This is a genomic window from Bradyrhizobium sp. MI1.3 (assembly GCF_055811695.1).
Genome location: NZ_JBVVPQ010000123.1, coordinates 1 through 10,752, shown reverse-complemented (window position 1 = coordinate 10,752; position 10,752 = coordinate 1). Strand labels below are relative to the sequence as shown.

Sequence of the window (10,752 nt, the reverse complement as noted above, 5' to 3'; positions counted from 1 at the left end):
GGCGGCTTCGGGCTTGACCTCGCCGTTCCAAGCGAACCTTCGCTCGCCATCGCTTCGACGGACAAGACCAGCACTCTTGTGTGTGCTGAGAAATGGAAAGAAAGGACTTGCATGATGGGCCGCGATTAGAGAACGGAGGAATGGTCCTGCACTTGATCGAACAGAGGAATGGCAGAACGGAAACGTAGAACACGCACGATCACTCCTCCCACGTCCACACCGGGAGGGCACGGCCGATCACGCCCGACGCCGGAAGAAATCCAAAATATCGGCCGTCAAGCGAGTCGTCTGACTGCCAGTTCATGAGGAACAGCTCACCGTCGCCAACCACGCGACAACCCTGCCATTCCGGCAGCGGCCGGCCACGACCATCGCGCTCTCGCGCCTCGCCCATCACAATGTCATCGACCGAAATCGTGAGCCCGCTTCGGCAGACCGTCTGCCCGGGCAGCGCTAAGACCCGCTTGAGCATGGGAATGCCGACCGGCAGATAGCCGTTCAAGTCCAGAAAGGTCGCAAGCAGTTCCGGCGGCTGAACGGCGACCAGCTCAGTGACCTGGAACCGTTTTGCCGGTCGCAGCCGATAGAGACCGATTGGTACGCTCGCTGATGCATTCCAAATGTAGCGTGGAAGCGGCTCCACGACGGTTGTCGCGACAAGCGCAGCAGCGGCTCCGAATGTTGCAGTCAACGTCTTCAGGCGGCCCCTCATCGCATCACCCTCTGACGATGGCGCCAGGCTTGGTGGCGTGCCTTCGTGTAAGCGCGCGGATTTTCGTTCACGGACAGACGGTTATGAACGTGATGCCAATGATCAGGAGCGACATCGGCGGGATCGATGCCGAGCGCTTCGACCGCATCGACCATCTGCAGCACTCGTTCGACCTTCGGCCAACCGGAGAGCCGCAGCAAAATCTCTCCGCCCGGCTTCACATACGGCACGGTCGAGCAGCGCTGTCCTGGTGCGACCGCTCGCAAGATGTCAATCCGCGAGATGATCGTGCCAAAGTCGCTGGAGGTCCAACGGACGAAGGCAAAGATGCTGCCAGGCGCGAATGACAGTACACGCCGGTGACCATCAAGCTTGCGTTCATTGACGACGCGACCGAACCGAATGCGGTTTTCGATGCGCTTCTCGAGCCACAACACTTCCACTTCCGTGAGATCGCTCATGCGGCGGCTCCCTGACGCTGGAGCTGGTAGCCGTGAGCCTGAGGCTCGGTGGAGAGTGTGCGTGGCCTGCAAAGGCAGGCTGAACTGTCGGACTGCCGTTGCCGAGCGCCGCCAACGTGGCTTTCGGCCTGCTCCGTTAGAAGAAATCCGAAGGATTTCTGGTTAGCCGGGGTACTGACCTGTGCCCCCTCGCCGGCCGTGCTGCTGCGAAAATGCTGCACAGCGATTCGCGAACGGAACGCGTGGTGCGGTCCGGCGGTCGGCGGTGGTGGAGGCGCATGATGGACTTCTATGCAGGGCTTGATGTGTCGCTCGAGGCGACCAACATTTGCGTGGTGGACGGCGACGGCAAGGTGGTCCGGGAGACGAAACTCGCGACCGATCCGGACGCGATCGAGCTGTTCCTGGCGGAATGGGGAATCCAGCTGAAGCGCGTCGGGCTGGAAGCGTTCTCGTACAGTGCCTGGCTGTTCACGGCGCTGTCCGACAAGGGCCTGCCCGTGATCTGCATCGAGACCCGGCACGCCAAGGCGGCGCTGAACGCGATGCTGAACAAGACCGACCGCAACGACGCCAGGGGCATTGCGCAGATGATGCGGACCGGCTGGTTCCGCGCGGTTCACGTCAAGTCGGAGAGCACACAGACGTTGCGGGCGCTGCTGGTCGGGCGCAAGGCTTTGCTCGGCAAGGTGCTGGACATGGAGAACATGATCCGCGGCCTGTTGCGCCCGTTCGGCCTCAAGGTTGGCGAGATCTCGGTCGGCCGTTTTGAGGCGCGGGTGCGCGATCTCCTGGCCGGGAAGAAGGAATTGGAAGCGATCGTCGTGCCGCTGCTGGACGCCCGCAACGCCATGCGGCTGCAGTTGGCAAAACTGCACCGCCTGGTGCTGGCGGCCGCACGCGGTGACGAGGTGGTGCGGCGGATGATGACGGTGCCGGGCGTCGGCGCGCTGGTGGCGCTGACATTCCGCGCCACCGTCGACGATCCGTCGCGATTCAAAAAGTCGACCAATGTCGGCGCCCATTTCGGACTGACGCCGCGGCGCTATCAATCCGGCCAGACCGACCGGATCGGCAGCATCTCCAAATGCGGCGACGAGCTGACGCGGGCGATGCTGTACGAGGCTGCGATCGCAATCCTGACGCGCATTCCGAAGACCTTCAAGCTGCGGCTCTGGGGCCTGCGGCTGGCCAGGAAGAAGGGTCTGAAGCGCGCGGCAACCGCGGCGGCGCGGGCGCTCGCCGTGCTGCTGCACAAGATCTGGATCGATGGCACCACCTTCCGGTTTGGCGCCGGCGGCAAGCGCGGCCGGGTCGCTGCGGCGGTGTAAGGGCCTCCGCGACCCGGCCGCTTCCACGCGCGCCTTTTCCTTCCGCCACGGCGGAGCGGCGTCTCCCGAGGAGACGGGGATCTGGGTGAGATCGCAACTTTTCTTGCCGGCGGCTTCATGACGAGGTTTGAAGCCATCAAGCACGGCGCTGGTTAGCCTGACCGCCCTTTCCTCAGATTCCGGCTTGTGGTGGCCATCGTGCCAACCACGGATGTTAGCGAGTTCTCCTCGACGAGCGAGTGGCTGCAAAAGGACGTGACGCGCACCTGGCAATGATGTCGACGCCAGCGATCGCGAAGATTTGCGCGCGATCGCGTTCGCGCGCGCAGACTGGAGATAACAATCGTATTGCAGCGAAGCTTTGCGCGTGAGAGAGTCGAGGCCTGAGGCATCCTCGCTGCACGCGCCGCCGACTTGTTCACAACGTACTGATTCACAACTGGAAGTTAGTGTCAGTATGTTAGTGAAGTTAGACCAGCGGGAAGGCGCGGAAAAAGAAGCTCTTAAGCTCGATTTCGGTCCCCGATAGCACCAGGATCGGGTCCCCGATAGCACGAGGGTTGCGGTCCTCGATAGCACGAGCTGATTCACAGGTTGTCCTCCGAATTGGAATGAGACCGCGGCGGCGCAAGCGTGCCTTTTAAGGGATCAACAGGCGTAGGTGCGAAGTTCAGTCGCTCCGTACCGTTCGGATCGCGCGTGAGCGCGAGCTGATAGCCGCGCAATGTCTGGCGCTGGACGATCTGGCGGACGTCGTAAGCAAAGAGCTTGAGCGGCGAGATGATGCCGGACTTGGCATGGAGGTGCACAAGGTCAAAGCTCCAGCTGCCACCTTGGCGTCCACCGTGCTTGCGCACGAGCCGGTAGAGCCACCGCTCAAGCCCGCCCGTGAGGTCGAAATAGGCGCGGTCGATCGTCAGAACGAGTGCGTCATCGATGACGCCGGCATAGAACCAATCCGGCAGGATCAGCTCGAGCCCAAATGGACGACCCTTTGCATCGGCCGTCTCCTTCCACTCGTTGATCCAGGAGAAGCGATGCGGCCGCCGTTCTGCCGGCTGGCGGATCGAGCTCAGCACGGTCGTTGACTGATGTCTGTCGAGACCCGCCTTCAGCCGGTCATAGTCGCTTGCGCTGGTGCCGCGGCCCACAAACGTCAGAATTTCGTAAGGCGTTGCAGCCATCAGGCACGACGGCTTCAAGCCGGCGTTACGAGCTTCAACGATCTGGGAAGCGGCCGAGATCAGAACGTCCGCATCCCAAATGGTCGCCATGCCCTGTTCCGGCACCGCTTCGACACGAATTGCGATCGCGCAGGCACGCAAGTCGATCGGTGCAATCCGCTTCGTTTTTGCAAGCGAGAAGAACGGATAAGCCATCAGATCCTGCGCATCGCGCGGCGCGAGATCCCCGGGGAGCGCCCGAAAGAGCTTAAGGTGGTCACGCTCGGAATGTTGTTTGCGCCGCATGGTCACTGCTCTCACGCGACGATCAGCGACGTTCCTGGCCCGCATACGGGCGTAGCACCGGGTGCTTCTTAGCCGGAAGAACAGTGCCCTTGCCGGGATCCGACGTTGACGTTTTGGCGCCTAGATCAGCCCATGCCTTCAGATCATCCAGGGCGTAGACAACACGTCCGCCAATCTTCCGATACGTTGGGCCGGTGCCGTACGTCCGGTGCTTCTCGAGCGTGCGTCCCGAGAGACCAAGATAACGCGCGGCCTCCGGTGTACGCAGGAAGCGCGGGGGCAGTCCGGTCATCGCATCGGGCATTTGAGCACTCCAAGGTGACGACGCACCGCGCATGGCGGCGTCGGCGTATGTGCGGTCATCATGGAGAAGCAAGTTCTCGGAGGGGGATGCCGAATATCGGGGGGTCGATTTTCGATACCCCTCGGCCGAGGGGCTACTTGTTCCTGCGGCCAGGCCGCAGAAGTTTGCAGTAGCCTCCGCGTACCAACGCGAGGCCGCCCTGCACCAGGCGGACTGTTCGATTGCGCAAATCGTGCGTCTTCCAGCCGCGATCAGGGATGCGCTTTTTGCCGAACAGCGCTTCGGCGGTCATGCGATAGCTGCCAACGGCAGTATGCGCATCGAGCGCGCGGATGGCGGCGCTCAGGCGTTCGCGCCGCTGCTTAGATAACTTGTGAAAGGCAGGACCCGGCGCGCGTCCGATCATTGCGCGCCACAGCCGCCGCGCTGCATAGGCGCGCGCTTCCAAATCGCCGTCAAACAGCAATTCGGCTGCATAGGAGGCGCCGACCACGGGAGGCTCTTTGGACCAAACACGGTGATCGGTCGCTCCGATGCGCAGCACGATATGCCAGCCGTCGGCGGCGCGGCGCACCTGCCCGGCTGTAAGGTCGAGCAGTGGCCGAGAAGCCGGACTGCGATCGGCGGCCGAGGCGATCGTGACCGGAACGACGGTCGTTAGAACCTCAGGCGCCCAAAAGATTATCTGCTCGTCGAAGGACCGCTGGGGGTCCTGGGCGAAAGCAGATGCCCCACCTCCTCCTGAACTCCGCGGTCGCTTCGCCATCTGGGCTGCTAGCGATCATCGCCTCAAAGTCGCGTCGATAGTCCGCATTACGGCGAAGACATTCCCAGGCGATGTCGGTGATTTCGGCGTTTTCTAGGCTCTTGTAGGAATCCGGCGACCGCCAGTCGAATTCAGGCATTGCTTCCGCCCCATTGCACGCAGCTAACAAGGATTGCGGCGCAATAGTTATGAACGACGCGGTTGTAGGAAGCCCCTAGTTTGGCACCACGTGGTGCTGCGGGATAACCACCTGTTTGCGGAAGAAAATAGTTCTGCCTGGAAGTCGCGATTCGGCGATTTTCTTCTATGTTGAGCCGGCGCCGCGCAAGAGACGCCCCTGCTCAGTCACCCATTTGGCGCGCGCAAGATGACTCTGATATGCGCTCCGCGCACGGTCCGGCTCTCGCCCTGGGTCCATATGCAAGACCACTCGAGCGACTTCACGCCAATCCGCCCCCTCACCCTCTGCCTGCAGGAGGCGAATGTACGTGACGACATGCTGTTCGTCATAGGCTGTCAGCGCCGGCTCGTTCGGCGCGACATCCGCGACGTCGGGATCTAGCGGCGGCTTCGACATCAGAGACTACAATATGCGCGGGATTGTAAATCTAATCGCAAGGCGCAAGCCTTGCCGGCTCGAACAGTTCCCTGTTGCAGCATATGGCGTGCCACGTGCTCGGGCGAGCGTTCAAGAAGCCGCGGTTCCCATATCTTCAGCAATCGAAGCTCCGTCTGTGCCCACCCAGCTCCGCGTATTATAACACGTAGCGCCAAAATACGCGATTGCTTCCTATCCTGCGGATGGATATTCGCAAGGTCTTCGGAGCGAACGCGCGTCGATTTCGACTGGCCCTTGGCTTGAGCCAAGAGGCTGTGGCGGAACGAATGGGCGTCGACCGGGCCTTCGTAAGCAGCATGGAGCGAGGGCTACAAAACGCGACATTGCTCACGATCTGGCAGATTGCCCAAGCTTTAGGGGTCCGCCCTGCAGACCTGCTTGAAGAGAAGGTGTCTAAAGTTCGATCCTGACGTTCCGCGGGCGGAGCGGGAGCTACCGACGCGGACACGCGTCACGGCCGGCGATCCGGTTGGATCGGCGGCCGTGCACCAGATCTCGAACACGCGGAGTTCCAGAGAGAATGTGCCGATCGCGCCCATCAAACGAACGACGGTTCAACGGTGCGTTGTTCGGTGCACCCGCCGAGGCAGGATCTCGAGAAGACCCCGCCCGATCTGCTCTCGGGCGGGGCTTGGTGGAGCGAGCTTACTCGCCGTTCTTGCGCGGCCGCGACCAGAGGAGCGTGTAGCCCTCGCCGCCTTCATCATCGAACAGGTTGGCGTAGATCGGCGCGTTGAATGAGGGATCATCGAGCTTGAGCGAGAGGTAATCGCGGCCCTCTTCGGAGCGCTTCGACCAAGCTGCGCCGATCTCCGCTCGGCCCACGTAGATGCGGTGGCTGGGAGCGTTGTCGTTGGATCGGTTGGTCTCGGCGACGATACGGACGCCCTTGGCTTGCAGGCTCAGGGTGACGATCTCGCCCTGGAAATCGTTGCCGACCTTCTTGAAAGAACCAATGTTAGCCATGTCACTTCTCCTGTTGTGTTTCGAGCCCGCGACCATCGCGGCCTCGATGGCGGTCTGCAGGCCGAAGACGATCGGCGACGCACCCGCTCGAGGGCCGGAGCGCAGCGGAGGACGTCGTTGCGGCGACTTTCTTGCCTCGCGAGGAATGGGCGCAAGCCCAGGGGAAGAAAGTCGCATCAACGGCGTTGCGGCTCAGACGATCGAGGCGCAGCCGGTCTTCGGCCAGATCAAGCCATCAAAGAGGCCACGTGCGTCCGCGTGCTGAACCGCAATCTTAAGGAGAAGGCTTGGCGAATCTCGATTGAACTGCACAAGAGGTTGGTACGGTTCAGCGCAGAAAGAGAAACAATCTGCCGCAAGGGGCGGTATCATCGCGGAAGGAACGATCGAGCGCAGCGCGCCGACCCACAGCAGCTATGTGGATCAGACAGAGATCGCTAGGGCATCCTTAAAGCGCTCCGAGGAGAAGTCCGGCTGCCTCTCGCTCAAGCTTGACGCCCCCTCGATCAACGTGAGGCACCGTGCGGTCTTGCTCGATCGATGACGGTGAGGAAGCCTCACCGCTCGTGCGCGGCGGCTGTGAGAACTGGTTCAGGCGCATTCTCCACCACCCCGGCCGACTCCGACGGGAGGGTCCCCGCGAACATGGTCAAGCGTGTCCATGCCGTGCCGCCGATGCAAATCGCTCCTAGGCATGCGAACGCCTCGTGCCAAGCAATGAAGGCACCCCGATCTGCGACAGGGCAAAAATCACCTGATAGCCGGCGATCGCTGCGGGGAACGTCAATGCGGTTGCGATCGCGATGCGCAAGGCCAAGGACCGACTAAGGGCGAAGGCGACTTGACTCGCGGCAAGCGTGAGCGTGCCAGAAGCCATTCCGATGTGCGCCGACGACGCCCGCGCCATGACGAAATGCCAACATCCCGATACTGGGTGCGACGAAGAACGGTAGCGCATACACCGCGAGCGCAAAAATGGCCCAGCAGAACAAGCCAATGCCGAGTGTGTTGAGAACAAGCCCAAGCGCGAGCATGGCGGTGGCCCCATGTGCATGGATCTATCAATCGCGCCTTCCACCACCACCACGGCGCAGTTTGGATGTAAAAACGAAACGAGGCGGAGTTGCGGCGAGCAACTCCACCTTGGCGTCTTCGAGGCGACGGCGCTCATGCGCCGCCGAACTTCCAGACGGGAATGCCGAGCCGCTTCGCCTTATCGGCGAGATTGTCCTGAATTCCCGTGCCCGGGAAATGCATGACGCCGATCGGCAGGAGTTCGAGCATCGCATCGTTGCGCTTGAACGGCGCCGCCTTCGCGTGCTTCGTCCAGTCGGGCTTGAAGGCGATCTGCGGCACCTTGCGGTTGGTCGCCCATTTGGAGGCGATCATTTCGGCGCCTTTCGGGGAGGCGCCATGGAGGAGGACCAGGTCGGGGTGCTTGGCGTGAACCTTGTCGAGGCGGTCCCAGATGAGGTTGTGGTCATTGAAGTCGAGCCCACCGGTGAGTGCGATTTTCGGTCCGGCTGGCAACATGACCTCGGTCTCGGAACGACGCTTGGCGGCGATGAAGTCGCGGGAGTCGATCATTGCTGCGGTGAGCGTTCGGTGATTGACCAATGATCCCGATCGTGGGCGCCAGGCCGAACCGGTGTGGACCTCAAATTGTTCGATGGCCTGGTCGCGGAAGAGCTCCAGGCAGTTGCGGCGCTCGATCAGCGTTATGCCTTCGGCCGTCAGGCGCTCGAGTTCGACCGATCGCACTTCCGAGCCGTTCTGCTCGCGCTGGCTCTTGTGCTGCGCTTGTTCGTTGTCATCGAGGTGGCGTTCGACGCGGTCGATGGCACGATGGAACAGGTTGACGGTCGACCAGAGCAGATTGTCAAGGTCCGGCTCAAGTCGCGTGTCGTTCAGGGTCGCAACCAGGGCATCAAACATGTCCGCTATGGCGCCGACGATCATCTTGCCCTCCGGGAGCGGTCTTGGATCGGGTTGGTCGTCGAAGGGACGATAGCCGAAGAGCTGTATTTCCGTGAGGATGTGGTCGGTCGGGGAAGAGGCATGCGGCGGTTCGATGTCGTCATGGTCGGTCATGAGAAGAGGTCCTTTGCCGGATCGGCCGCGACCATCGCGGCCTTCGTGGCGATCCTCTGACGGCGGGCGGGCCGGGCCAGAACCCGACAGGGCCGAAGCGGCAGCGGAGGATGGCAGAGGCCGGCTATTTTGCTTCGCGATGCAAAGCGCGCGGCCAACTGCATGATGTGTCTTCAAATCGCTGGCGCGCGGCGGAAAATAGCCGAACGCAGCCATTGCCGGCCCGGGCTGGCTGCCGTCCGATCGACCTCTAGAAGGCCGAGGTCGCGTCCTCTTCCGGTATTGGCCTCGCCTATGACCGGCCCATCAACGTCGATCGAAGACTGGGAGCTACTCCGCGGCCACCGTCGACGAATGCAGGAAGCGAACGCTATCCTCTGGCACAAGCTGAAACCGCAGCGCTGCTCGGAGGGCTTCGAGACCGAAGACATGCAGATCTTCGTTGAAGTCGCCCAGCCGGGGCGACAGCACGACCACTTCAATGCCGGCGTTTGCTGCCCGCTGGCTGAGAATTGCCAGCACCGCATCACCGGCGGCATCGGCATCGCGCGCAATGTAGAACCGGCGCAGGCTAGACGGCAGCAGCATGGCTGAGAGGTGATTGGCCGAGAGTGCAGCAGCCATAGGCAAGGTCGGCAGCACGCAGCGCAACGAAAGCATCGTCTCTATACCCTCGCCGGCAGCGAGCACGTTGTCCACCACGCCGAACCGAACGGCATTGCCGAGCAGATCGCCCATGGCCCGTCGTGGCGTGTCGACCGGAGCCTTGCCGAGCCGAACACCATCAAAGCCATCCGGATCGAGCCAGGTCCGGTGCACGCCGGTGATCCGACCGTCAAGATCCGTGACGCGGGCGATCATCGCCGGCCAGGTTTCAGTCGGCAAATGCTCGTCGGGCCGATAGTAGCAACGTGGGTGGAAGCGCAGGCTGCCATCATGGTGGACGCGGGTTATTCCGCGGCGCTGCAGGTACGTTTCAGCCAGTGTCCCCTCGATCGGGCTGGATATCGCAAAGAGCCGACGGGCGGCTACCTGCGATCTGGGCGGTACGACCGAGGGAATAGGTCTTGGGGCGGGTTTCTGCTCAGAACGAGGCAGGTTCAAAAAGCGCCTCGCCTCCTCGGCGACCTCACGAAAGTCTCGCAAAGCCAGAGTTTCGCGGATGATGTCGAGCAGATCACCATGCGCGCCGGTTGCAGCATCGGTCCACTTACCCGCCGCTCCCTTCGGCGATTCCTGGAGCCGCACGAACAGTGAGCGGCCGGGGTTGTTGTGGACGTCGCCGACCACCCAATACCGCCCCGCCCGCTTGCCATTGGAGAGATAGTGTCGGCATACCGCCTCCGCGTCGCGCGCGAGGCGGCGTGCCAGCTCGCAAGCTTGGCGGGACATCAGGCCGCCTCCTGCCAGAGGGCACCTTCGACCGGATACCGGTCGCGTACCTTCGACAGCATCTCTATGCCACTTGCGCCCATCCGCACGAACATGAGGAGCTGACAGAAGATGATCTCTTCAAAGAGGCCGTCCCCTCGCAAGCTCTTGCGCGTCTTGGCATTGGATCCCGATACTTCGATGCGCTTTCCACGGGGCACTCCGACATCGGCCGACGTGATTTTTTGGACAGCTTTTGGCATGCGATGCTCCACGACGGGCAGCCGGGAGCCTCTCTCTCGGCCTCCAACCCGTCACGGAAACAACCCTGCCCCCTCTTACTCTTGTGCCGGTGCCCACCGAGCAGAACCTCACGCCGCCTGCTGGTCCTCCGTCGGCATGTCGCCGACGGGTTCTGGGAGAAAGCCAAGCAGATAATCGGCAACCTTGCTGGCCTTGGAAGCAGCCCGGATAATTGCACGATTGTCCTCGCGCAAGACTTCAAGCCAAGAGCCGATATAGTCGGCATGCCGCACCGTCGGCACGATGCCGAGCGAGGCGCAACTGAACGCAGACGAGATTTCAGCAACATATCCTGACAGTCCAGCCCTTATTTGAAATTTTACGCCGCTGGAGATGGTGCTGATCATGCTGCCATCTCC

At 62.1% G+C, this 10,752-nt stretch carries 15 protein-coding genes; 2 read left to right on the top strand and 13 right to left on the bottom strand.

Annotation, left to right across the window (positions count from 1 at the left end; all coding sequences use genetic code 11):
- Positions 1–199 precede the first annotated feature (199 nt).
- Both AC0L3A_RS38735 and AC0L3A_RS38730 read right to left on the bottom strand, forming a co-directional pair.
- Complete coding sequence (locus AC0L3A_RS38735) at positions 200–712, bottom strand: S26 family signal peptidase (RefSeq protein WP_473256372.1); 513 nt, start codon at positions 710–712, stop codon at positions 200–202.
- Positions 709–1,173 (bottom strand): DUF2840 domain-containing protein, encoded by a 465-nt coding sequence (locus AC0L3A_RS38730; RefSeq protein ID WP_473256371.1) that lies wholly within the window; start codon positions 1,171–1,173, stop codon positions 709–711. The genes AC0L3A_RS38735 and AC0L3A_RS38730 overlap by 4 nt, the downstream gene beginning before the upstream one ends.
- A 281-nt stretch (positions 1,174–1,454) precedes the next feature.
- On the opposite strand from AC0L3A_RS38730, the gene AC0L3A_RS38725 reads away from it, so the two are divergent.
- Positions 1,455–2,504 (top strand): IS110 family RNA-guided transposase, encoded by a 1,050-nt coding sequence (locus AC0L3A_RS38725; RefSeq protein WP_473256373.1) that lies wholly within the window; start codon positions 1,455–1,457, stop codon positions 2,502–2,504.
- A 587-nt stretch (positions 2,505–3,091) separates the two neighbouring features.
- Here the strand turns inward: AC0L3A_RS38725 and AC0L3A_RS38720 are convergent.
- The 5 genes from AC0L3A_RS38720 to AC0L3A_RS38700 all read right to left on the bottom strand — a co-directional run bounded on the left by AC0L3A_RS38720 (position 3,092) and on the right by AC0L3A_RS38700 (position 5,620).
- Entirely contained in the window at positions 3,092–3,973 is an 882-nt protein-coding gene (locus AC0L3A_RS38720) for a replication initiator protein A (RefSeq protein WP_473256370.1), read from the bottom strand.
- Positions 3,974–3,995: 22 nt separating this feature from the next.
- The gene (locus AC0L3A_RS38715) at positions 3,996–4,277 is read right to left on the bottom strand and encodes a helix-turn-helix transcriptional regulator (RefSeq protein WP_247412053.1); all 282 of its coding nucleotides are present in this window, start codon (positions 4,275–4,277) and stop codon (positions 3,996–3,998) included.
- A 133-nt stretch (positions 4,278–4,410) separates the two neighbouring features.
- Entirely contained in the window at positions 4,411–5,043 is a 633-nt protein-coding gene (locus AC0L3A_RS38710) for a DUF2285 domain-containing protein (RefSeq protein ID WP_473256369.1), read from the bottom strand.
- Complete coding sequence (locus AC0L3A_RS38705; RefSeq protein WP_473256368.1) at positions 4,943–5,182, bottom strand: transcriptional regulator domain-containing protein; 240 nt, start codon at positions 5,180–5,182, stop codon at positions 4,943–4,945. Before AC0L3A_RS38705 ends, AC0L3A_RS38710 begins: the two co-directional genes overlap by 101 nt.
- 165 nt (positions 5,183–5,347) lie before the next feature.
- Complete coding sequence (locus tag AC0L3A_RS38700) at positions 5,348–5,620, bottom strand: DUF2285 domain-containing protein (protein WP_473256367.1); 273 nt, start codon at positions 5,618–5,620, stop codon at positions 5,348–5,350.
- Positions 5,621–5,844: 224 nt separating this feature from the next.
- Between AC0L3A_RS38700 and AC0L3A_RS38695 the strand changes: the two genes are divergently transcribed.
- Positions 5,845–6,072, top strand: a complete 228-nt coding sequence (locus AC0L3A_RS38695) for a helix-turn-helix domain-containing protein (protein ID WP_007594546.1) — start codon at positions 5,845–5,847, stop codon at positions 6,070–6,072.
- Positions 6,073–6,307: 235 nt separating this feature from the next.
- Here AC0L3A_RS38695 and AC0L3A_RS38690 read toward each other — a convergent pair whose 3' ends face one another.
- The 6 genes from AC0L3A_RS38690 to AC0L3A_RS38665 form a co-directional block, all read right to left on the bottom strand.
- Positions 6,308–6,628 (bottom strand): DUF736 domain-containing protein, encoded by a 321-nt coding sequence (locus AC0L3A_RS38690; protein ID WP_018454792.1) that lies wholly within the window; start codon positions 6,626–6,628, stop codon positions 6,308–6,310.
- Between the two features lie 688 nt (positions 6,629–7,316).
- Positions 7,317–7,535 carry a hypothetical protein gene (locus AC0L3A_RS38685; protein ID WP_473256366.1) on the bottom strand — a complete coding sequence of 73 codons (219 nt, stop codon included), beginning with the start codon at positions 7,533–7,535 and terminating at the stop codon, positions 7,317–7,319.
- 260 nt (positions 7,536–7,795) lie between these two features.
- On the bottom strand, positions 7,796–8,719 hold the full coding sequence (locus tag AC0L3A_RS38680) for an SLOG family protein (protein ID WP_473256365.1): 924 nt from the start codon (positions 8,717–8,719) through the stop codon (positions 7,796–7,798).
- Positions 8,720–9,049: 330 nt separating this feature from the next.
- The gene (locus AC0L3A_RS38675) at positions 9,050–10,111 is read right to left on the bottom strand and encodes a DUF7146 domain-containing protein (protein ID WP_473256364.1); all 1,062 of its coding nucleotides are present in this window, start codon (positions 10,109–10,111) and stop codon (positions 9,050–9,052) included.
- The gene (locus AC0L3A_RS38670) at positions 10,111–10,353 is read right to left on the bottom strand and encodes a hypothetical protein (protein ID WP_473256363.1); all 243 of its coding nucleotides are present in this window, start codon (positions 10,351–10,353) and stop codon (positions 10,111–10,113) included. The genes AC0L3A_RS38675 and AC0L3A_RS38670 overlap by 1 nt, the downstream gene beginning before the upstream one ends.
- A gap of 108 nt (positions 10,354–10,461) precedes the next feature.
- On the bottom strand, positions 10,462–10,752 hold a 291-nt coding region (locus AC0L3A_RS38665; RefSeq protein ID WP_473256362.1), incomplete at its 5' end, for a zincin-like metallopeptidase domain-containing protein.

What these genes read in the sequence shown, in the direction of transcription:
- AC0L3A_RS38735 (WP_473256372.1), bottom strand. Translation starts at nt 712, where the DNA reads ATGAGGGGCCGCCTGAAGACGTTGACTGCAACATTCGGAGCCGCTGCT.
- AC0L3A_RS38730 (WP_473256371.1), bottom strand. Translation starts at nt 1,173, where the DNA reads ATGAGCGATCTCACGGAAGTGGAAGTGTTGTGGCTCGAGAAGCGCATC.
- AC0L3A_RS38725 (WP_473256373.1), top strand. Translation starts at nt 1,455, where the DNA reads ATGGACTTCTATGCAGGGCTTGATGTGTCGCTCGAGGCGACCAACATT.
- AC0L3A_RS38720 (WP_473256370.1), bottom strand. Translation starts at nt 3,973, where the DNA reads ATGCGGCGCAAACAACATTCCGAGCGTGACCACCTTAAGCTCTTTCGG.
- AC0L3A_RS38715 (WP_247412053.1), bottom strand. Translation starts at nt 4,277, where the DNA reads ATGCCCGATGCGATGACCGGACTGCCCCCGCGCTTCCTGCGTACACCG.
- AC0L3A_RS38710 (WP_473256369.1), bottom strand. Translation starts at nt 5,043, where the DNA reads ATGGCGAAGCGACCGCGGAGTTCAGGAGGAGGTGGGGCATCTGCTTTC.
- AC0L3A_RS38705 (WP_473256368.1), bottom strand. Translation starts at nt 5,182, where the DNA reads ATGCCTGAATTCGACTGGCGGTCGCCGGATTCCTACAAGAGCCTAGAA.
- AC0L3A_RS38700 (WP_473256367.1), bottom strand. Translation starts at nt 5,620, where the DNA reads ATGTCGAAGCCGCCGCTAGATCCCGACGTCGCGGATGTCGCGCCGAAC.
- AC0L3A_RS38695 (WP_007594546.1), top strand. Translation starts at nt 5,845, where the DNA reads ATGGATATTCGCAAGGTCTTCGGAGCGAACGCGCGTCGATTTCGACTG.
- AC0L3A_RS38690 (WP_018454792.1), bottom strand. Translation starts at nt 6,628, where the DNA reads ATGGCTAACATTGGTTCTTTCAAGAAGGTCGGCAACGATTTCCAGGGC.
- AC0L3A_RS38685 (WP_473256366.1), bottom strand. Translation starts at nt 7,535, where the DNA reads ATGGCGCGGGCGTCGTCGGCGCACATCGGAATGGCTTCTGGCACGCTC.
- AC0L3A_RS38680 (WP_473256365.1), bottom strand. Translation starts at nt 8,719, where the DNA reads ATGACCGACCATGACGACATCGAACCGCCGCATGCCTCTTCCCCGACC.
- AC0L3A_RS38675 (WP_473256364.1), bottom strand. Translation starts at nt 10,111, where the DNA reads ATGTCCCGCCAAGCTTGCGAGCTGGCACGCCGCCTCGCGCGCGACGCG.
- AC0L3A_RS38670 (WP_473256363.1), bottom strand. Translation starts at nt 10,353, where the DNA reads ATGCCAAAAGCTGTCCAAAAAATCACGTCGGCCGATGTCGGAGTGCCC.